Here is a 20,329-nt window from a genome sequence, read left to right as displayed (position 1 = left end):
GTCGCATCGGGCGCGACGGCGCCCTGCTGGGGATCGGTCGCTGAGGTCATGACGAGTACGCGCTGTTCTCCTCGACGTAGTCATGCGTGAGGTCGTTGGTCCAGATGTCGCCGCTCGCGTCCCCGGCGCCGAGGTCGACTTCGATGAGGGTCTCGCGGGGGGTCATGTCCACGAGCGAGCGGTCCTCCCCCACACCGCCGTCGCGGCACACCTGCACGCCGTTGACACGGACCGCGAGGCGGGCGGGGTCGAAGGGGGCGACGGCCTCGGGCACGCAGCCGGCGGCCGCGACGATCCGCCCCCAGTTGGGGTCGTTGCCGAAGATCGCGGCCTTGACCAGGTTCGCGCGGGCGATCTCGCGGGCGACGGCGAGCGCGGCGTCCTCGCTCGTGGCGGAGGTGACGACGACGTGGACGTCGTGGCTGGCGCCCTCGGCATCGGCGACGAGCGCCCGCGCCAGGGTCGCGGAGACCTCGCGCACGCCCTCGGCGAGCTCCTCCGGCCCGACCTCGATGCCGCTCGCACCGGAGGCCAGGAGGATCACGGTGTCGTTGGTGGACATGCACGCGTCGGAGTCGACGCGGTCGAAGGTGGTGGCGGTCGCGCCGCGCAGGGCGGCATCGGCGGTGGCGGCGTCGACGACGGCGTCGGTGGTGATGACCACGAGCATCGTGGCCAGCTGCGGGGCGAGCATGCCCGCGCCCTTGGCCATGCCGCCGACGACGGCGCCCGAGGGCAGGGTCGTCGCAGCGGTCTTGTGGACGGTGTCGGTGGTCATGATCGCCTGGGCGGCCTCGAGACCGGCGGCCTCGGTGTCCGCGAGCGCCGCGCGAGCCGCATCGGCCCCGGCGAGCAGGGAGTCCATCGGCAGGCGCACGCCGATGAGACCGGTGGAGCACACGAGGACGTCCTGGGCGGACAGCTCGAGGGCGTCCGCGACGTGCTCGGCGGTGCGGTGGGAGTCGGCGAAGCCCTCGGGGCCGGTGCAGGCGTTGGCACCGCCGGAGTTGAGGATCACCGCACGGGCCCGGCCGTCGGCGACGGCCTGGCGCGACCACTGGACGGGCGCGGCCTGGACGCGATTGGAGGTGAACACGGCGGCGGCGACGTCGAGGGGGCCGTCGCTGACGACGAGCGCGACGTCGCGGGCGCCGGTCGACTTGAGGCCGGCGGCGACGCCGGCGGCGCGGAAGCCGCGGGCAGCGGTGACGGACATGGGATCTCCTGACGGGAGTGGGCGGAATGCGGCGGCCTGGGGAACTGCGGAGCTGCGGAGCTGTCGGCGGGCGGTGCGCGGTCAGGGAGCCAGCGCGGTGCGGGTGAGCCCCGCCTGCTCGGGGAGGCCGAGGGCGATGTTCATGGACTGGACGGCGGCCCCGGCCGTGCCCTTGACGAGGTTGTCGATCGCGGCGATCACGGTGGCCTGACCGCTGCGGCGATCGACCGTCGCGCCGATGCGGACCGTGTTGGCGCCCGTGACCTGCTGGGTCGACGGGAAGGCGCCCGGCTCGAGCACGCGGATGAAGTGCTCTGCTCCCCAGTCGCTCTCGAGAGCGGCGAGCAGGTCCTCGGTGCCAATGCCCTCGGCGACGGGGGCGGTGGCGACCGCGAGGATCCCGCGGCTCATGGGGACCAGCACGGGGGTGAAGGTGAGGCGCGCGTCGTCGGGGCCGCCGGCGCGGCGCAGGTTCTGGAGGATCTCGGGGATGTGGCGGTGGGTGCCGCCGACGCCGTAGGGAGCGGCGCCGCCGGCGGCCTCGGAGAACAGGAGGTGCTGCTTGGCGGTGCGGCCCGCGCCCGAGTAGCCGACGGGCAGGACCACGGACAGCGCCCGGTGGTCGACGAGACCCGCGCGGACGAGGGGCGTGAGCGAGAAGGTCACGGCGCTCGCGTTACAGCCGGGGACGGCGATCTCCCGGGCGGAGGCGAGGAGGTCGCGCTGGCGGGAGCCGTCGGCCAGAGGCAGCTCGGGCATGCCGTAGGTCCAGGTTCCGGCGTGCTCGCCCGCGTAGTAGTCCGACCAGTCCTGAGCGGACTCGAGGCGGTGGTCGGCCCCGAGGTCGAGGACGAGGGCGTCGGGATCGGACTCCCGCAGGCGGGCGGAGATCTCGCCGGACTGGCCGTGCGGCAGGGCGAGGACGACGACGTCGTGCCCGGCGAGGTTCTCCGGGGTCGTCTCGGCGAGAACGAGGTCCTCTCCGAGGTCCAGGTGCGGGGCGACCTCGGACAGGCGGCGCCCGGCGCTCGAGTGCGCGGTGACGGTCGCGACCTCGATAGCGGGATGGGCGGCGAGCAGGCGCAGGGTCTCGCCCCCGGCATAACCGGAGGCGCCGACGACGGCGGCGCGCAGGCGGGGGGCGCTGGACCGATGGGAGCTCATGCCGCGAGAGTACATGCTTATGCAGGACGTCGCATAATCTCGCTCAGGGAGTGGACGTCCCGCGTCCCCGAGCACGACCGCGTGCCTGTCGGAGGGCGCAGGCACGTCGGAGGCCACCGGCCCGCCGGAGGGCGCAGACCCGTGGGAGAGCAGAGGTCCATCGGAGAGCGCGGGCCCGCCGGAGGGGATCCGGCGGGCCCGCGGTCGCGGTGGGCTCAGGCGCGCAGCACCCCGCCGACGGCGGCATCGACCGCGGCGATCGCCCGCTCACGGGCGCTGCGGATCTCCTCGGCGCTCAGCGTGCCCTCGGACGAGCGCAGGCGGACGGCGAAGGCCAGGGACTTCTTCCCCTCCCCCACCTGCTCGCCGGTGTAGACGTCGAACAGCTCCACCGACTCGGCCACGTCCCCGATGCCTGCCAGCAGCGCGCCCTCGACCGCGGCGGCCGGGACGTCGGAGGCGACGACGAACGCGAAGTCCTCCTTGGCCACGGGGTAGGTCGACACGGCCTCGGCCGCGATGACGGCGGGGGCCGCCGCGACCAGGGCGTCGATCGCCACGACCATCGCGCTCGCCCGGGCGGGAAGACCGAAGGTCTTCACCACGCGGGGGTGCAGCTCGCCGGCGTGGCCGACGACGGTGCCGTCGGCCAGGGTCAGGCGGGCGCAGCGTCCCGGATGGAAGGGCGCGTGCTCGGCCGCGGCCACGAGGACCTCGGCACCGCTGGCCGCGGCGACGCGACGGGCCGCGTCGATCGCGTCGGCCCAGTCCCAGGAGCCCGCGTCGCCGAACCAGGTGGCCCCGCGCCGGGGCCCGGCGAGGACGGCGGCGATCTGCGCCCTCTGCTCGGGCAGGGCGGCGTCGATCGCCGCCAGCTCCTGCGCGGCGGGGACGGCGTCGACGCCCGGGATCGGGGCAGGCGTCGGCTCCTCGCGGGCGATGAACGCGGGCGCGAGCTGGAAGATCGCGAGCGCGTCCTCACCCCGGCCCAGGTTGCGGCGCGCCACCGGCAGCAGCGTCTGCAGCAGGTCGGTCCGCAGCAGCGGCTCGTCCTCGGCGAGCGGGTTCAGCAGGCGCACGGTGCGGCGGCGCTCGTCGTCCTCGGGGAGCTGGAGGTCGTCCAGGACGCCCGGGGCCACGAACGGGTAGCTCGTGACCTCGACGAGCCCGGCCTCGGCGAGCGCGGTGCGCGCGGCGCGCCGCGCCCGCTGGGCGCGGGTGAGGCCGCGGCCGCCCGGCGCCTGCGGGAGCACGGAGGGGATCTGGTCGTAGCCGACGAGGCGCGCGATCTCCTCGACGAGATCCTCGGCGATCGTGAGGTCCGGGCGCCAGGCCGGCGGGGTCACGGAGAGCTCCCCGTCCCCGGCGTCCTCGACCGTGCAGCCGATGGTCTCCAGGCTGCCGCGCACCTGCTCGGGCGTGTACGCGACGCCGACGACGCGCTCGGCGTCGGTCACGGCCAGCGAGATCGGCGCGGGCAGGAACGGGGCGCCGTCGACGCGCTCGTCGGTGACGCGGTGGTCGATCTCGCCGCCGCCGTGCTCGACGATCAGCTGGGCCGCGCGCATCGCGGCGATCGGCGGCAGCAGCGGGTCGACGCCGCGCTCGAAGCGCTTGGAGGCCTCCGAGGGGAGGCGGTGGCGCCTCGCCGAGCGAGCGACGGTGACCGGGTCGAAGCTCGCGGCCTCGATGATGACGTTGACGGTCTCGGCCGACACCTCGGTCGAGGCGCCGCCCATGACGCCGGCGATACCGATGGCGCGGTCGCCGCTCTCGCCGCCGCAGTCGGCGATGACGAGGTCCTCGGGCGCGAGCGCGCGGGGCTTGTCGTCGAGGGTCTCGAGCATCTCGCCCTCATGGGCGCGGCGCACGACGATGGGGCCCACGAGCTGATGGGAGTCGTAGGCGTGGAGGGGCTGGCCCAGATCGAGCATCACGTAATTGGTGACGTCGACGATCAGCGAGATCGGCCGCATGCCCGCCTGGGCGAGGCGCTGCTGGATCCAGCGGGGGCTCGCGGCCTGCGGGTCGACGCCGCGGACCTCGACGGCCACGAAGCGGGAGCAGCCGGCGCGGCCGCGGATCGGGGACTCATCGCGCAGCTGCACGGGGATGCCGCCGCGGGTGCCGACGGCGCCCTCGATCCGCTCAGCGGGGTCGGTGAAGGCGGCGCCGGTCGCGTGGGAGTACTCGCGGGCGACGCCGCGCATCGAGAACGCATAGCCGCGGTCCGGGGTCACGTTGATCTCGACGACCTCGTCGCCCAGGCCCAGCAGCGCGATGGCGTCGTCGCCGGGCTCGGCCTCGACACCCGCGAGGGTGCCCTTGCCGACCACGATGATGCCCTCGGTCTCCGGGCCGATGCCCTCGCCGAGCCCCAGCTCGGCGGTCGAGCAGATCATGCCGTCCGAGACGTGGCCGTAGGTCTTGCGGGCCGCGATCGGGAACGGGCCGGGCAGCACGGTGCCGGGCAGCGAGACGATCACCAGGTCCCCGGGCTCGAAGTTGTGGGCGCCGCAGATGATCCCGCGGCTCGGGCGCTCCTCGCCGGGCTGCGGATCCTTGGGGCTGTCCAGCTCCTCGTTGTGCTCGGGCCCGACGTCGACGCGGCACCAGTTGATGGTCTTGCCGTTCTTCTGGGGCTCCTTGACGAGGTCGAGGACGCGGCCGACGACGAGGGGGCCGGTGACCTGCGCGGGCCAGATCGCCTCCTCCTCGAGGCCGACGGACACGAGGGCGGCGGCGACGGACTCGGCGCTCGTGCCCGTGGGCAGGTCGACGTGGTCGGCGAGCCAGGTCAGGGGAATGCGGGGCATGTCAGATCTCCGTCCCGTAGTGCTGGGAGAAGCGGACGTCGCCCTCCACCATGTCGTGCATGTCGCCCACGCCGTTGCGGAGCATGAGGATGCGCTCGATGCCGAGGCCGAAGGCGAAGCCCTGGTACTCCTCGGGGTCGACGCCGCAGGCGCGCAGCACGGCCGGGTTGACCATGCCGCAGCCGCCCATCTCGATCCAACCGGTGCCGCCGCAGACGCGGCAGGCCGGGTCGGCGTCGTGGTCGAGGCCCTCGCGGGCGTCGCAGGAGAAGCAGCGGAAGTCCATCTCCGCGCTGGGCTCGGTGAACGGGAAGTAGCTGGGGCGCAGGCGCGTGATCGGGGCTCCCCCGAACAGGGCCTCGGCGAGCGTGTCGAGGGTGCCCACCAGGTTGGCCATCGTCAGGCCCTTGTCGATCGCCAGGCCCTCGACCTGCGTGAAGACGGGCGTGTGGGTCGCATCGAGCTCGTCGGTGCGGAACACGGTGCCGGGGCAGGCGATGTACAGGGGCACGCCGCGCTCGATGAGGGCGCGGGCCTGCACCGGGGAGGTGTGGGTGCGCAGCACCTGGCCGCTGCCCGCCGCGCCGTCGGGGCCGGCCACGTAGAAGGTGTCCTGCATCTGGCGCGCCGGATGGTCGGCGTCGAAGTTCAGGGCGTCGAAGTTGAACCACTCGGCCTCGACCTCGGGGCCCTCCGCGATCTCCCAGCCCATGCCGATGAAGATGTCGGCGATCCGGTCGGCGAGCGTGGTCAGGGGGTGGCGGGCGCCGCGCGGGCGGCGGTCCGTCGGGAGGGTGACGTCGACGGTCTCGGAGGCGAGCGCGGCCTCCTCCTCGGCGGCGGCGAGCTCGTCCTGGCGGGCGCTGACGGCCTGGAAGACGCGGCCCTTGGCCTGGCCGACGAGCTTGCCGGCGCTCGCCCGCTGGTCCTTGGGCAGGGACTTGATCGAGGCGTTGGCGCGCGAGATCACCGATGCGTCGCCGGTGTGCTCGATGCGGACCTGCTTGAGCTCGGCGGTCGTCGCGGCGGCCGCGGCGGCGGCGAGCGCCGCCTCGACGGCGCGACCGATCGCCTCCTCCGAGATCTCCGGGGCGGGGGCGTCGCCGACAGCGGACGCGGGTGCGCCGTCGGGGGGTGTCGTGGTCACGAGCATGTCGCTTTCGTCGGGGGCTGAAGTCGAGGGATACGGGCGCGGGGTGCAGGGACGGGCCCGGGCCGCGGGCGCTCCCATTCTAGGGAGTACGGGGAGCAGGGCCGGAAGCGGTCCGCCCCGCCTGCGCGAGCGCACCAGGTGGGCCGCCGCGGACCTCCCTGGACACCCGCACGAGGCCGCTGGATAGGCTGGCCGCGACCTGCCCCCGACAACGAAGAGGTCCTCCATGCCCCGCACCGTCCAGGGTGTGATCGCGCGCGCCGAGAAGCAGCCCGCCGAGCTCACCGAGATCACGATCCCCGACCCCGGCCCCCACGACGTCATCGTCGACATCGAGGCCTGCGGGGTCTGCCACACTGACATGGCCTACCGCGATGGCGGCATCAACGACGAGTTCCCCTTCCTGCTGGGCCACGAGGCCGCGGGGCGCGTCGCCGAGATCGGCGACGCCGTGACGCACGTGGCCGTCGGCGACTTCGTGGTGCTGAACTGGCGCGCCGTGTGCGGCGAGTGCCGCGCCTGCGCCAAGGGAGTGCCGCAGTACTGCTTCGCGACCCACAACGCCTCGCAGCCGATGACCCTGGCCGATGGCACGGCGCTCACGCCCGCGCTGGGCATCGGCGCTTTCGCGGAGGCGACGCTCGTGCACGAGAAGCAGTGCACGAGGGTCTCCGAGGAGGCGAAGCCGGAGGTCGCCGGCCTGCTGGGCTGCGGCGTCATGGCGGGCCTGGGGGCGGCGCTGAACACCGGCGCGGTCCAGCGCGGCGAGTCCGTGGCCGTGATCGGCCTGGGCTGCGTCGGCTCGGCCGCGGTCGCGGGCGCCGTGCTCGCGGGCGCGACCACCGTGATCGGCCTGGATATCTCCGCTGAGAAGCTCGAGGCGGGCAGGGAGCTCGGTGCAACGCACACGATCGACACCAGCGAGCTCTCCCGCGACGAGATCGTGGAAAAGGTCCAGGAGCTCACCGGCGGCTTCGGCGCAGACGTCGTGATCGACGCCGTGGCCATCCCGCAGACCTACGAGACCGCGTTCTACGCGCGCGACCTGGCCGGTCGGGTGGTGCTCGTCGGCGTGCCGCGCCCCGACATGGAGCTCACTCTGCCGCTGCTGGACGTGTTCGGCCGCGGCGGCGCGCTGAAGTCCTCCTGGTACGGCGACTGCCTGCCCGAGCGCGACTTCCCGTACCTGACGGACCTGTACCTGCAGGGCCGCCTGCCGCTCGAGCGCTTCGTGACCGGCACGACCGACCTCGCCGGCGTCGAGGACGCGCTGAACTCCCTGCACGAGGGGCACGTGCTGCGGACCGTGGCGGTGAACCGATGAGCGCCGACGACATGACCGAGGAGCAGACGATGCCGGAGCAGACCGCGACCGAAGACCAGGCCGATGACCAGGCCGAGCAGGCGCCCCGCGCGGGCGAGCTGCGGATCGACCACGGCACCGCGACGGGCACGTTCAGCCTCGACGGCGAGACCCACGAGGTGGAGAACAACATCTGGGTGCTCGGCGACGACGAGCGCTGCGTGGTGTTCGACGCCCCGCACGATGTGGAGGCCGTGCGCGCGCTGATCGGCGAGCGCGAGTGCATCGGCATCCTGCTGACCCACGCCCACGACGATCACGTGCGCTTCGCCCCCGAGCTGTCGGCCGCGCTCGAGGCGCCGCTGCTGCTGAACGCGGCCGACGCCGACGTGTGGGAGCTGACCCACGGCGACCTCCCGTGGGACGGGGACATCGAGGACGGCGACGTGTTCACCGTGGCCGAGACCGATATCGAGGCGATCGCGACGCCGGGCCACTCCCCCGGCTCGACCTGCTTCCTGGTGCCGGAGCTGGGTGTGCTGTTCAGCGGTGACACCCTGTTCCAGGGCGGTCCCGGGGCCACAGGGCGCTCGTTCAGCGACCGCTCCGTGATAGAGGAGTCGATCCGCGAGCGCCTGTTCACGCTGCCGGAGGAGACGATCGTGCACACGGGGCATGGGCCCGACACGACGATCGGCGCCGAGAAGCACGCCGCCCAGGGCGACTGGCTCTGAACAACGGGCTCTGAACAACAGGCTCTGAACAACAGGCTCTGAGCGACGGGAGCAGGCGGTGCTGCGACGGCCGTCGCGTTTTCGCCTCCTGAGACGAGGGCCTCCGACGCATCGCGCGTCGGAGGCCCTCGGGCGTTCTCGGGTCCAGCAGGTCAGCCGTCGCCGTCGCTCCGGGCGCTGTCGCCGCGGCCAGCGTCATCCCGCACCTCTTCGCCCCGCGCATCGATACCCTGCGGTCCGAGCTCCCGCATCGAGGCGAGGTACTCGTTGTACGCGGCCAGCTCGGCATCGTGGTCGCGGTCGGCCTTGCGGTCCCACTGGCGGGCGCGGCGGTCCTCCGAGCGCATCCACTGCGTGGCGAGGATCAGGGCGTAGAGCACGGAGGGGATCTCGGAGACGCCCCACATGATCGAGCCGCCGCGCCGCTGGATGAGGGCCAGCTGCTCGGCGTCGTACATCCCCAGCTCGGTATACCAGCCCTGGGCGATGAGGAAGGTCGCGCTGACCACGGCCACGCCGAAGAAGGCGTGGAAGGTGAGCGTGACCAGCAGCGTGATGAGCTTCAGCACCGGGTTCACGTTGCGCGGGTCCGGGTCGATGCCGATGAGCACCCAGGCGAACAGGTAGCCCGACAGCAGGAAGTGCACGGTCATCAACACGTGGCCGACGTGCGTGTACATCGCCGCCTCGAACGCGGGCGTGAAGTAGAAGATGACGAGCGAGCCGGCGAAGAGCACACCGGCCATCGGCGGGAACGAGACGACGCGGCTGTAGCCGGAGTGCAGGGCCGCCAGCACCCATTCGCGCACGCCCCGCGAGCCGTCGGTCCGCGGCGGCATCGCGCGGGTCAGCAGCGTGACGGGGGCGCCGAGCACCCACAGCGGCGGGACGATCATCATCATCGCCATGTGCTGGACCATGTGGGCGTCGAAGCGGAAGCGCCCGTAGGCCGCGGCGCCGCCGTTCATCACCCACCACAGGGCGACGCAACCGAGCACCCACAGCACCGTCCGCAGCCACGGCCAGGCATCCCCGCGACGGCGCAGGCGCACGACGCCCGCGATGTACAGGCCTGCCATCGCCAGCGCGATCGCGGTGGCCATCCAGTCGGGCTGGACCTGGGTGAACAGCGTCGCGACGGAGAACTCGGGGGCCGGCGGGAGGTAGCCGACGAGCGAGAGGATCTTCAGGTCCCCGGTCTCGGGCACCACCTGCGGCACCGGAGGAGCGGAGCGGCCCAGCGCGATCGAGGCGCCGATGACCGCGACCAGGACGATGCCCTCGGTCAGGGCGAGGTGGCGGAAGCGGACTGCGTCGCCCAGGCGGCGGCGCTGCAGGGCGCCGAGCACGGCGAGCACCACGAGGCCGATCGCCTTGAGCGCCACGATCCGCCCGTAGGGTGTGCTCGCGAGCTCGAGCGGCGAGTCCAGGCGGATCGCGGCGTTGACGAGGCCGGAGACGGCCAGGGCGATCACCCCGGCGAGCGCCCACGGGGAGAAGCGGCGGACGACGACGGGCATCGCCTCGCCGATGATCCGCGCGCAGGCGAGCATCGCCAGCAGCGGGCCCGCCCAGACGGCCATGCCCGCGAGGTGCCAGGCCATGGCGTTGACGGCGTTGGTGTGGTCCAGGCTGGCCCCGGCGTGACCGGCCAGGCCCAGCAGGGCGACGCCGATCATCGCGAACGCGAGCCCCCAGGCGGAGAGGGTCGCCGAGCGGCCGATGAGCAGGAAGAGGGCGGCGAGGGCGGCGGCGATCGCGACGGCCAGCTGGGTGCGCCCGAGATCGGTCGAGACCGCGATGTCCCACAGCCCGTGGTCGGAGCCCGGTCCGGCGGCCTCGGCGGCCCCCAGCAGCATGAGCGCGCAGCTCGCCGCACCCCACACGAGCGCCGCTGTCCCGGCGATGCGGGCCAGGCGCGCGCGGCCGCCCGTCAGGCGCGTCCCGTCGGCGCGCCGGGGCGGGGGCATGAGGAGGACGACGATCCACGCGGCGCCGACCGTGAGGAGCAGGGCGGTGTGGTGGACGGCCCGCATGAGGGGCGTGCCCCAGGTGACCCAGCCGGGCGCCGGGGCAAGGGCGGCCGGGCGGGCGGCGCCGGTCGCGATGACGCTCGCGCAGGCGACCAGCGCGATGAGCGCCGCGGTCGCGAGGACGATGAGGGTCCCGGTCCCTCGGCGGGGGGCGGGGACGGGAGAGGGCGCGGATGCGCTGCGGTCCGCGGGGCGGGTGTCGGCGGCGGCGCTCATGGCGTGGCGCTTCCCGCAGCGCCCGTCCGGATGCCCCCGTGCCGCTGGCGCAGGGTCTCGAACAGGCAGACGGTCGCGGCGGTGGCGACGTTGAGGGATTCGGCGCGCCCCGCCAGCGGGATGCGGACGGCCAGGTCGGCCGCCGCAAGGGTCTCCTCATCGACCCCGCGCGCCTCGTTGCCCATCACCCAGGCCAGGCGCCCGGGCAGCTCGAGCTCGAACAGGTCGGCGTCGGCGTGTCCGCTCGTGGCGGCGACGGCGATGCCGCGCGCCGCGAGCGCCTCGAGGAGCTCGGGCAGCGGGGCGCCGGTGACGACGGGCAGGTGGAAGGCGCTGCCGGCGCTGGCCCGGATGGCCTTCGGCCCCCAGGGGTCGGCGCTCGCGCGCGCGAGGACGACGAGGTCGGCACCGGCGGCATCGGCGGCGCGCACGAGCGTGCCCACGTTGCCGGGGTCGCGGACCTCGGCCAGGACCAGGAGGGTGAGGGGGCCGGAGTCCGGCAGCGCTCCGAGCGCGGTGCTCCAGTCATCCGCGGGGCGGGCGGCGACGGCGATCGCGCCCTGCGGGGTCGCGACGTCATCGGCCCCGTGATCGGCGTCGTCGGAGCGCGCCATCGCGCGGATGATCTCCTCGGCCACGGTGCGGGGGCGGATCCCGGCGCGCTCGGCGAGCTCGCGCAGCTCGGGGTGCGCGGCGTCCGCGGTCTCGGTCAGGAACAGCTCGCGCGCATCGGCCGCTCGCTCGGACAGCAGCGAGCGGACGGCCTGGGGACCGTCGACCCGCAGCAGTCCGGTGCGCCGACGCGCGGAGCGCCCGGACAGGGCGGCGATCCTCCGCACCCGATCGGATCGGGGGGATGTGATCGGAGCCGGGTCCGGGCGCTCCGGGAGTCGAGTCATCGACAGCTCGTGACCGTCAGGTCAGGAGGCGGCAGGCGCGTTGACGTCCTTCGGGAGGGCGCCCTTGGCGACCTCGACGAGGGCGGCGAAGGCCGGGGCGTCGTTGACGGCCAGCTCGGCCAGCATGCGACGGTCGACCTCGACGCCCGCCAGGCCGAGGCCCTGGATGAGGCGGTTGTAGGTCATGCCGTTGGCGCGGGCCGCCGCGTTGATGCGCTGGATCCACAGGCGACGGAAGTCGCTCTTGCGGACCTTGCGGTCGCGGTAGTTGTAGGTCGCCGAGTGGAGCGTCTGCTCCTTGGCCTTGCGGTACAGGCGCGAGCGCTGCCCGCGGTAGCCGGAGGCCTGCTCGAGGATCTCTCGACGCTTCTTATGGGCGTTGACCGCCCGCTTCACGCGTGCCACGTGATTCTCCTTCGATGGTGACGTTCAGTAGATGGCAGGAGCGCTGCTCCCGCGCGGGCTCAGCGGCCCAGGAGTCGCTTGACCTGCTTCTCGTTGGCCTTGGCGACCGCGGCGTCGGAGCCGAGGCGGCGCTTGCGGGTCGACGACTTGTGCTCGAGGAGGTGGCGGGCGTTCGCCTTCTCGCGCATGAGCTTGCCGCTGCCGGTCACCCGGACGCGCTTCTTCATCCCCGAATGGGTCTTGTTCTTCGGCATCTGCCTTCTCCTTCGTGGTGTACGAGGTCCGACCCGCGGGTCAGGCCTCGGTGCTCTCGCCCGCGGGCTCCGCGGGAGCGGCGGGGGCTGTCGCGCCCTGGGCCTTCGCGGCCTCGGCCTTCTGGGCGTCGGTCTTGCGCTGACGGGCCTCGGCGCGAGCCTGGGTCTTCTTCTTGGTCGGTCCGAGGACCATGACCATGGTGCGGCCGTCCTGACGCGGATGGGACTCGACGAAGCCGTACTCGGCGACGTCCTCGGCCATGCGGGCCAAGAGGCGGGTGCCCATCTCCGGACGCGACTGCTCGCGACCGCGGAAACGGATCATGACCTTGACCTTGTCGCCGCCCTGGAGGAACTTCTCCACGTTGCGGCGCTTGGTCTCGTAGTCGTGCTTGTCGATCTTCAGGCCCATACGGATCTCCTTCTGGACCGTGTTGACCTGGTTCTTCCGCGACTCGCGCGCCTTCATGTTGGCTTCGTACTTGTACTTGCCGTAGTCCATGAGACGGCAGACGGGCGGGTTCGCGCCCGGTGCGACCTCGACCAGATCGAGATCCGCCTCCGCGGCGAGCCGCAGGGCGTCCTCGACTCGCACGATGCCGACCTGCTCGCCGGCAGGGCCGACCAGAAGGACCTTCGGCACCCTGATCTGGCCGTTGATGCGCTGTTCGCTGATGGTGGCTCCTCACCTCGGTTCGTCCGAACACGACGAAGGCCCCCGCTGCGGCGGAGGCCCCGAGGACGCGGTGCGCACGGCACCGCACGGATCCCGGCGCTCAGCGCGGGACCAGCTGCGTCACGGACCCGGCGCCGTTCCTCCCCGGAGGGCGGATGGCACGAGGTGGGAGTGGGGCTCCACTTGACAGCGTGCTCGCGGCGGGGCCGGACCGGATGACCAGGGGTCCCGCGACGAGCGGTGCGCGCGAGGCGCACGAGGAACGTCATGTTCCGGTGCTCTACCCTACCAGCAGGGACGCCGACGGGAAGAGGCGCGGGGGTGACATGCGTCGCCGTGCGAGCCCCCGAGCACCGCGCAGGCAGTGCGATGCCGACAGCGCGGTGCAGAGCAGTGCGGCGCAGAACAGTGCAGGCAGGACAGGGAGGAACGGGACGCATGGACCGCGAGGACCACGAGTACGACTACCCGGGCCCGTCCGCGGACGCCCCGGGAACCGCCGACGATATGGGCGCCGCCGACGACCCGGGCATCGCAGACGATATGGGCGCCGCCGACGACCTCGGGCTCCCCGCGCTCACCGGTTCCGGCGCCTCCGCCTCCCGCCCCGAGGACACCGCGGAGCGCTCGAGCGCCCGGGTGCGCGACGTCCCCACCGGGCTGCGCGGCGAGCCCGTCCCCGGCATGGGCGCGCCGCGGCCCCGTCCGGTCGCACCCGCGGCCCCGGAGCCCTCGCCGCGGCGTCGGCGCCTGCTGATCGGCGGGGGCGTCGCCTCGGTATGCGCGCTCGCGCTCCTGCTGGGCAGCGGCGCCCTGCTCCTGGCCCGCCCGTGGGAGGACACCGGCGAGGCCGATGCGGGGGCGGCCACCTCGGTCACCGCCGCGGCCCCCGCGCGCACGGTCACGGTCGACGACGCGACCGTGACCGTGACCTCGCTGGAGAGCGGGCTCTCCCAGGTGGGCAGCGGGGCCGATCGCCGGGACGCCGAGGGCGAGTACGTTGCGATCGTCGCGACCGTCGCCAACGGCGGCGACGAGGTGCTCTTCTGGGACCGGGCGATGGACCTGGTCGGCACGGACGGGGCGACGCACACGGCCGACGGGGAGGCCACCTCGGCCTATGACAGCGACGCGGATGACAACCTGATCATCCCCCCGGGCGAGACCGCGAACGTCAAGATCGTCTACGACGTCCCGATCGGCACGTCCCCCGAGAGCGCGACCGTCCGGATCTCCCGCGGCGGCGACGAGACCACGGGCACCCTGCCCCTCTGAGCGCGGCCTCCCCGTGCCTCCGCGGACCGTCCGTCATGCCGTGACGACCATGCCCTGACCACGATCCCCCTGACCGCAGACCGCTGACCGCGATCCCCCTGACCGCGATGCATCGAGCACAGTGGACTGTGCGCACCGCACCGAGCATCATCCACCACCAGCGAAGGACACCATGGACACCCACTCCCCCGCCTCCCCCGCGCAGCCCGAGCAGCCCGAGCAGCCCGCGTCCCCGGAGGCCCACGCCCCCGATGCCGTGGACGCCTCCGGCTCGGCCCGCGACATCGCGGACGTCGCCGCCGTCGAGATCATCACCACCGCGACCGTGCATCTCATGAGCGCCGCCGCGGTCAAGATCGGGCTCGCGGAGGACGAGGAGACGGGCCACTACCAGGACCTCGCCGAGGCGCGGAAGCTGATCACCGCGCTCGCGGGCCTGGTCACGGCGGCCTCGCCCGAGATCGGCGGGGATCATGCCCGTTCGCTGCGCGACGGGCTGCGCTCCCTGCAGCTGGCCTTCGCGGAGGCTCTGCCGTTCCCCGACGAGCCCGGCGAGGGCCCCGGGGAGAAGTGGACGGGGCGCGTCACGCGCTGACCCTCGACCCCGCCCGGGCCCGCACGGTCAGGCGGAGGCGAAGCGCTCACGCAGGCGGTGTCGCACCCGGACCCGGTGGGCGCGCATCGCCACGATGCCGCCGCCGGCGATGAGGACCCCGAGCAGACCGGCGGTGCCGATCCCCCAGTTCGGGCCCGCGGCGTCGATGACCGCGCCGATCGCGGGTCCGCCCACGGCACCGCCGATGGTCATCGCGCTGCCGTGCCAGCCCATCGCCTCGCCGCGGGCCTCCTCGGGGACGCGGTGCGAGATCGCCTCGCCGGTCGCGGTGATCGACGGGGCGCAGGCCAGGCCCGCGAGGAAGCAGGCCAGCGCGATCGTCGGCACGGTGTGGACGAGCGCGATGGGGATCGTGAGGACGCCGAGCAGCCCCACCACCCACAGCGAGCCGATGTCGCTGCGCAGCATCCCGTAGCTGATGCCGCCGATCGCGGACCCCAGGCACCAGATCGAGATGATCGGCCCGATCATCCCCGCGGCGTCGAGGTCGCGGAGCATCGCCACGAGGCTCACGTCGGTGGCGGTGAGGATCAGGCTCGATGTCGCGGTCGCCACGAGGATCGCGAGGCCACCGAGCGTCAGCAGGCCGCGCCGGGCGCTCGCGCGGGTTTCTGGGTCGACGACGGGGATCGAGCCCGTGGTCAGGGTCTCCGAGAAGCGCTTGTCGGCGAGGCCCTCGGAAGCGGCGAGCGCGCCGCCCTCCATGGACTGCAGGGGCCCGGGCAGGCGCGTGGGCAGCATGACCTGATCGCTGCGCGTGGGCGGATTCGCGAGCGCGAGGCCGATGCCCGCGACGCCGACGGCGAGGCCCACGATCACGAGCGTCGGACCCGTCCCGATCCACAGCGCCATGACGGTCACGGCGGCTGGACCGGTCATGAAGACGAACTCGGTGGCCACGGAGTCGAGCGAGAAAGCGGTGCGGCGCGAGCTCGCGGGCACGAGCACCGAGAGAGAGGTGCGGACGATCGAGAAGATCGGCAGCGCGAACAGGCCGCTCAGGAGCGCGAGCAGGACCATCGGCACGAAGGGCACGAAGGCGGCGGCGATCAGCGCGGAGCTCTGCACGACGATCGAGGGGGCCACGGCGCGGCGGAGGCCGCGGGTGTCGATGAGGCGGCCGCGCAGCGGCGAGGAGATCGCGGTCCCCAGGGTCGCGGCCGTCACGACGAGACCGGCCTCGAGGTAGCTGCGGTCCAGCGTCTTGACGGCGTGCAGGGTCAGCAGCAGCGAGAGCGTCGAGAAGGGGATGCGGGCGAGGAACCCGAGCACCAGGAGGGACGCCACGCCGGGGGTGCGCAGCACGTCGCGATACGCCGTCATCCCGGGTCGTCCCCCTTCTCTCGACATCCCTCAGCCCGGATCGGCAGTCCTCTGATCATCGACCATGCCCGGCGCGCGGCGCCATCGACGGAGGCCGCATCGCGACGTGATCCCCGCCTCGGTGTCCACGGCAGGGCAGGCGTTGCGAGCGGAGGGACGGCGTCAGCCCTCGAGGACGAGCTTGAGGGAGGTGATGCGCTCGGCGACGATCGCGGAGGCACCGAGCGCCTCGCTCAGGCGCGCGACGACGGCACGAACGCCGTCGGCATCGAGGCCCCCGTGCAGGCGCACGGCGAGGTCGACCTCGCGGACGCTCCCGGGTCGGGCCTCGAGGTCGAGCACGCCGGGCACGAGCGCCGTGATGCGGGAGAGCTCGGCGACGACCTCGGGGTCGACGGCTGGCGGCGTCCAGGCCCGGCCCTGGGCGAGCGCCCACAGGATCGAGCGCTGCAGCACGATCGGGGCGCCGGAGGCGTCCCGGGGCGTCGCGGGATCCAGCAGCAGGGCGGTGCAGCCCTCCTGCACGGCGGCCTGGGCGGCCTGCTCGGCGACGACGGGGACGGGTCGGGCGTCACGGCGCCACGCGGCGAGCTCGGCGACGGAGCTGAACAGGGGCAGAGCGCTCGAGCCGTCGGCTCCCCGGATCATCACCATCGCCATGTCGGCGCCGTTGTCGCCGGTGAGCCCGTGGGCGGTGGTCCCCTTCTCGGTGGCCTCGGCCATGATCGGCACGAGCAGGCGGGTCCCGCGCAGCGCGGCGGCCAGGCGGCGCAGGTCCGCGTCGTGCCCGGCTCGGACGTCCGCGAGGGCGGCGGCGAGGGGGGCAGGCGCCGAGCCGTCATCGCCCGGGAAGGGGCTGGTGGCATAGTCGCGGCCGGCCCAGGAGACTCCGGCGGTGTCGGCCAGGGCGCTCTTGTCCCGGAAGTGCGCGGGCAGGGTGCGACGCACCGCGGCGGCGCGGTCGCCCCGTGCGGGATCGCTCTCCGACGGCACGGCACCGGCCCGGGGCCGCGAGCTCTGCGAGCTCTCCGCGGCCTGCGAGCTCTCCGGGGTCTCCCGGGTCATGGGCGCCCGGCGACGTCGAGGGCCTCGGGCAGGGTGAACGCCCCCGCGTACAGGGCCTTGCCGACGATCGCGCCCTCGATGCCCTCGGGCACGAGCTCGCGCAGGCGGGCGAGGTCCTCGAGCGCGGAGATGCCGCCGGAGGCGACGACCTTCGCGTCGGTGCGGGAGGCGACCTCGCGCAGCAGCTCGATGTTGGGGCCGCGGAGGGTGCCGTCCTTGGTCACGTCGGTGACGACGTAGCGGCAGCAGCCGGCCTCGTCGAGCCGGGCGAGGGTCTTCCACAGGTCGCCGCCCTCGCGGGTCCACCCGCGCGCGGCGAGGGTGGTGCCGCGGACGTCGAGGCCCACGGCGATGCGGTCGCCGTGCTCGGCGATCACGCGGGCGGTCCACTCGGGGTCCTCGAGCGCGGCGGTGCCGAGGTTGACGCGGCGGCAGCCGGTGGCGAGCGCGGCGGCCAGCGACGCATCGTCGCGGATCCCGCCGGAGAGCTCCACCTTCAGGTCGACGGAGGCGACGACCTCGGCGAGCAGCTCGCGGTTGGAGCCGCGACCGAAGGCGGCGTCGAGGTCGACGAGGTGGAGCCACTCGGCCCCGGCCTCGGCGAAGTCGCGGGCGGCGTCCAGCGGCGATCCGTAGTCGGTCTCGCTGCCGGCCTCGCCCTGGACGAGGCGGACGGCCTTGGCGCCCGCGACGTCGACGGCGGGCAGAAGCTCGAGGCGGGGCGTGGTCATCGGAGACTCCTGTGTTCGGGGGTGAGGGGGCGGTGCGGGCGGTGCGCTCAGCCCTGCTGGATGCGCCAGAGGGCGAGGACGACGGCGACGAGCCCGACGAGCGCCAGCAGGATCCGCGCCCACCAGGGCTTGCCCTGCTGGTGGAAGGACCAGGCGCCGCCCAGCAGGATGCCGCCGACGATCAGGGAGATGAAGGCGTAGATCATGCTCTCTCCCCCGTCGTCAGGGTCGCGAGCCAGCTGCGCAGCAGGCGCGCCCCGGCCGCCCCGGACTTCTCCGGGTGGAACTGGGTCGCGCACAGCGGGCCATTCTCGACGGCGGCGATGAAGCGGTCGCCGCCGTGCTCGGCCCAGGTGACCACGGGCGCCTTCATGGGGGCGAGCGCCTCGAGCTCCCAGGCGCGCACGCCATAGGAGTGGACGAAGTAGAAGCGCTCGTCCTCGACGCCTGCGAACAGGCGCGAGCCCTCGGGGACCTCGACGGTGTTCCAGCCCATATGCGGGACGACCTCGGCCTCGAGGCGCGTCACCTGCCCGGGCCACTGGACCAGGCCCGCGGCGCTCTGGCCGTGCTCGGTCCCGCCGTCGAACATGATCTGGAAGCCGACGCAGATGCCGAGCACGGGGCGCCCGCCGGCGAGGCGGCGCTCGATGATGCGGGGGCCGTCGACGGCGCGGATCTGCGCCATGGTCGCCCCGAAGGCGCCGACGCCGGGGACGACGAGGCCGTCCGCGACGAGGGCGGCCTCGCGGTCGGCGGTGAGCTCAACGTCGGCGCCGGCGGCCTCGAGGGCGCGGACGGCGGAGCGGACGTTGCCGCTGCCGTAGTCGAGGACGACGACGCGGGGCGCACGCGCGAGCGCCGGCCCGTCGACGGCGGTGGAGTCCGCGGGGTCAGCGGCGGGGCCGACCTGGTCGGCGACGGTGGTGTCCGCGGTCATCCGCGGCCCCGTCCAGTCGCGAGCCAGCGCAGCGCCTGCATGCGGCTGACGGAGCTCGGGTCGATGCCCTCGCCGAGCTCGTCGGCGTCGGCCGCGCCGATCATGATCTGCTCGACCCGGGGGTCGACGCCACCCAGGACGAGGGCGGGCGAGACGTCGTCGCCGCGCTCCCCCGCCCGGTAACGGGTGGCGGTCATGCGGTCGCCGCGGCGCCAGAACAGGACGACGCCGAGCTTGGCGAGCGCGGTGGAGACCCGCGCGGCCGCGGCGTGGGCGTCGGCCTCGTCGAGGGCGGCGATGACGACGGCTCCCGCGTCGGTGCCGTGGACGCGCAGCGTCGCCTCTCCGGGCGCTCCGGCGGCGTCGGCCCCGGACGCCGTGGAGGAAGCATCGGTCGGGGTGCCGCGATCGGCCCGGCGGGCATCGCCGGCCAGGCGCAGGGCCCCGGCCAGGGCCTTCGCGGACGCGACGGAGGTGGCGATGAGAGCGATCGGGCGGGGCGCATCCGCGTCCGATGCCGCAGCGGCATCGGCGTCGAAGGCGGGGGCGCTCAGAATGTCCTCGATCGTGACCTCGCGGTCGGCGAGCGAAGCGCCATCGGCCGCGGCCCCGTCAGCACCGCCCTCGCCGCGAGCTGCGCCGTCAGCGCCGGGCTGCTCGGGCGCCGGCTCGTCGAATGCAGAGGCATCGAGGTCAGGGGCGTCGAAGCCCTCCATCATGCGCGCGAACTCGGCGTCGATGTCGTCGGCGGACCCGTCGTCGCGGGGGTCCGAGCCGGGCGGGGGCGGCGGGGGGACGGTCACAGGGCACCCTTCGTGGACGGCACGTCGGTGACGCGCGGGTCGATCTCGCACGCGGCACGCAGAGCACGGGCGAGGGCCTTGAACTGGGCCTCGACGATGTGGTGGGGGTCGCGGCCGGCGAGCACGCGCATGTGCAGGCAGATCGCGGCGTGGTGGGCGAGCGACTCGAGCACGTGGCGCGTGAGCGAGCCGGTGAAGTGGCCGCCGATGAGGTGGAGCTCCTGGCCGGCCGGCTCGCCGGTGTGCACGCAGTAGGGGCGCCCGGAGACGTCGACCACGCACTGGGCCAGCGCCTCGTCGAGGGGCACCATCGCATCGGCGAAGCGGGCGATGCCCACCTTGTCGCCGAGGGCTTCGCGCAGGCACTGCCCCAGCACGATCGCGGTGTCCTCGACGGTGTGGTGGACGTCGATGTGGGTGTCGCCCGTGGCCTTGACGGTGAGGTCGAAGCGGCCGTGGGTGCCGAGCGCGGTGAGCATGTGGTCGAAGAACGGGACCGAGGTCGAGATGTCGCAGCGCCCCGTGCCGTCGAGGTCGAGAGTCACCTCGACGCTCGACTCGCGGGTGGCGCGGGTGATGGTCGCCGTGCGGTGCGGGCGCTCGGCCGTCATGTCGGACGCCCCGGCCGGGGAAGCGCTCTTGCGGCTGGTCAGCGGGCTCATCGGGTCTGGTCCTCCTGCACGGGGGCGGGGTCTGAGGGGGCTGTG

20 protein-coding genes are annotated in these 20,329 nt (G+C 73.9%); 4 read left to right on the top strand and 16 right to left on the bottom strand.

The window, feature by feature from the left end; genetic code table 11:
- Window positions 1-46: 46 nt before the first annotated feature.
- From argJ to pheS, 4 genes are all read right to left on the bottom strand, one after another.
- Window positions 47-1,216 (bottom strand): bifunctional glutamate N-acetyltransferase/amino-acid acetyltransferase ArgJ, encoded by a 1,170-nt coding sequence (gene argJ, locus FM110_RS02630; RefSeq protein WP_087102394.1) that lies wholly within the window; start codon window positions 1,214-1,216, stop codon window positions 47-49.
- Between the two features lie 81 nt (window positions 1,217-1,297).
- Window positions 1,298-2,380: an N-acetyl-gamma-glutamyl-phosphate reductase gene (gene argC, locus FM110_RS02625; RefSeq protein WP_159457953.1), complete on the bottom strand. Its 1,083-nt coding sequence runs from the start codon at window positions 2,378-2,380 to the stop codon at window positions 1,298-1,300.
- Between the two features lie 215 nt (window positions 2,381-2,595).
- Window positions 2,596-5,196: a phenylalanine--tRNA ligase subunit beta gene (pheT, locus tag FM110_RS02620; protein ID WP_087102390.1), complete on the bottom strand. Its 2,601-nt coding sequence runs from the start codon at window positions 5,194-5,196 to the stop codon at window positions 2,596-2,598.
- Between the two features lies 1 nt (window position 5,197).
- Window positions 5,198-6,349 (bottom strand): phenylalanine--tRNA ligase subunit alpha, encoded by a 1,152-nt coding sequence (gene pheS, locus FM110_RS02615; RefSeq protein ID WP_087102388.1) that lies wholly within the window; start codon window positions 6,347-6,349, stop codon window positions 5,198-5,200.
- Between the two features lie 226 nt (window positions 6,350-6,575).
- Here pheS and FM110_RS14040 point away from each other — a divergent pair, with 226 nt between their 5' ends.
- Together FM110_RS14040 and FM110_RS14035 are read left to right on the top strand one after the other, a co-directional pair.
- On the top strand, window positions 6,576-7,673 hold the full coding sequence (locus FM110_RS14040) for an S-(hydroxymethyl)mycothiol dehydrogenase (protein ID WP_159457952.1): 1,098 nt from the start codon (window positions 6,576-6,578) through the stop codon (window positions 7,671-7,673).
- Window positions 7,670-8,386: an MBL fold metallo-hydrolase gene (locus tag FM110_RS14035; RefSeq protein ID WP_200810150.1), complete on the top strand. Its 717-nt coding sequence runs from the start codon at window positions 7,670-7,672 to the stop codon at window positions 8,384-8,386. Before FM110_RS14040 ends, FM110_RS14035 begins: the two co-directional genes overlap by 4 nt.
- A gap of 152 nt (window positions 8,387-8,538) precedes the next feature.
- On the opposite strand, the gene FM110_RS02605 is transcribed toward FM110_RS14035, so the two are convergent.
- From FM110_RS02605 to infC, 5 genes are all read right to left on the bottom strand, one after another.
- Entirely contained in the window at window positions 8,539-10,635 is a 2,097-nt protein-coding gene (locus tag FM110_RS02605) for a cytochrome c oxidase assembly protein (protein WP_087102387.1), read from the bottom strand.
- A complete protein-coding gene (locus FM110_RS02600) occupies window positions 10,632-11,474 on the bottom strand; it encodes a TrmH family RNA methyltransferase (protein ID WP_234991856.1) in 843 nt (280 codons plus the stop codon). Before FM110_RS02600 ends, FM110_RS02605 begins: the two co-directional genes overlap by 4 nt.
- 81 nt (window positions 11,475-11,555) lie before the next feature.
- A complete protein-coding gene (rplT, locus tag FM110_RS02595) occupies window positions 11,556-11,939 on the bottom strand; it encodes a 50S ribosomal protein L20 (protein WP_087102383.1) in 384 nt (127 codons plus the stop codon).
- Between the two features lie 59 nt (window positions 11,940-11,998).
- On the bottom strand, window positions 11,999-12,193 hold the full coding sequence (gene rpmI, locus FM110_RS02590) for a 50S ribosomal protein L35 (RefSeq protein ID WP_087102381.1): 195 nt from the start codon (window positions 12,191-12,193) through the stop codon (window positions 11,999-12,001).
- A 40-nt stretch (window positions 12,194-12,233) separates the two neighbouring features.
- A complete protein-coding gene (gene infC, locus FM110_RS02585) occupies window positions 12,234-12,836 on the bottom strand; it encodes a translation initiation factor IF-3 (protein WP_234991855.1) in 603 nt (200 codons plus the stop codon).
- Window positions 12,837-13,307: 471 nt separating this feature from the next.
- Here infC and FM110_RS02580 point away from each other — a divergent pair, with 471 nt between their 5' ends.
- Entirely contained in the window at window positions 13,308-14,144 is an 837-nt protein-coding gene (locus FM110_RS02580) for a DUF4352 domain-containing protein (protein WP_087102378.1), read from the top strand.
- Window positions 14,145-14,316: 172 nt separating this feature from the next.
- Window positions 14,317-14,739 (top strand): DUF1844 domain-containing protein, encoded by a 423-nt coding sequence (locus FM110_RS02575; protein ID WP_234991854.1) that lies wholly within the window; start codon window positions 14,317-14,319, stop codon window positions 14,737-14,739.
- A 27-nt stretch (window positions 14,740-14,766) separates the two neighbouring features.
- Here FM110_RS02575 and FM110_RS02570 read toward each other — a convergent pair whose 3' ends face one another.
- From FM110_RS02570 to hisB, 7 genes are all read right to left on the bottom strand, one after another.
- On the bottom strand, window positions 14,767-16,083 hold the full coding sequence (locus tag FM110_RS02570; RefSeq protein ID WP_159457951.1) for an MFS transporter: 1,317 nt from the start codon (window positions 16,081-16,083) through the stop codon (window positions 14,767-14,769).
- A 162-nt stretch (window positions 16,084-16,245) separates the two neighbouring features.
- Entirely contained in the window at window positions 16,246-17,148 is a 903-nt protein-coding gene (locus FM110_RS02565) for an SseB family protein (RefSeq protein WP_087102373.1), read from the bottom strand.
- A complete protein-coding gene (gene priA, locus FM110_RS02560; RefSeq protein WP_087102371.1) occupies window positions 17,145-17,879 on the bottom strand; it encodes a bifunctional 1-(5-phosphoribosyl)-5-((5-phosphoribosylamino)methylideneamino)imidazole-4-carboxamide isomerase/phosphoribosylanthranilate isomerase PriA in 735 nt (244 codons plus the stop codon). The genes FM110_RS02565 and priA overlap by 4 nt, the downstream gene beginning before the upstream one ends.
- A 47-nt stretch (window positions 17,880-17,926) precedes the next feature.
- Window positions 17,927-18,085 carry a hypothetical protein gene (locus FM110_RS14225; RefSeq protein WP_087102368.1) on the bottom strand — a complete coding sequence of 53 codons (159 nt, stop codon included), beginning with the start codon at window positions 18,083-18,085 and terminating at the stop codon, window positions 17,927-17,929.
- Window positions 18,082-18,819, bottom strand: coding sequence for an imidazole glycerol phosphate synthase subunit HisH (gene hisH / locus FM110_RS02550; protein ID WP_087102366.1), 738 nt, complete (start codon window positions 18,817-18,819; stop codon window positions 18,082-18,084). Before hisH ends, FM110_RS14225 begins: the two co-directional genes overlap by 4 nt.
- Window positions 18,816-19,622, bottom strand: coding sequence for a hypothetical protein (locus FM110_RS02545; RefSeq protein ID WP_234991853.1), 807 nt, complete (start codon window positions 19,620-19,622; stop codon window positions 18,816-18,818). The genes hisH and FM110_RS02545 overlap by 4 nt, the downstream gene beginning before the upstream one ends.
- Window positions 19,619-20,233: an imidazoleglycerol-phosphate dehydratase HisB gene (hisB, locus tag FM110_RS02540; RefSeq protein WP_087102407.1), complete on the bottom strand. Its 615-nt coding sequence runs from the start codon at window positions 20,231-20,233 to the stop codon at window positions 19,619-19,621. The genes FM110_RS02545 and hisB overlap by 4 nt, the downstream gene beginning before the upstream one ends.
- Window positions 20,234-20,329 lie beyond the last annotated feature (96 nt).

Origin of the sequence: Brachybacterium nesterenkovii (assembly GCF_900163655.1) — a bacterium.
Classification (GTDB): domain Bacteria; phylum Actinomycetota; class Actinomycetes; order Actinomycetales; family Dermabacteraceae; genus Brachybacterium; species Brachybacterium nesterenkovii.
This window is presented reverse-complemented; position numbering and strand designations above follow the sequence as displayed.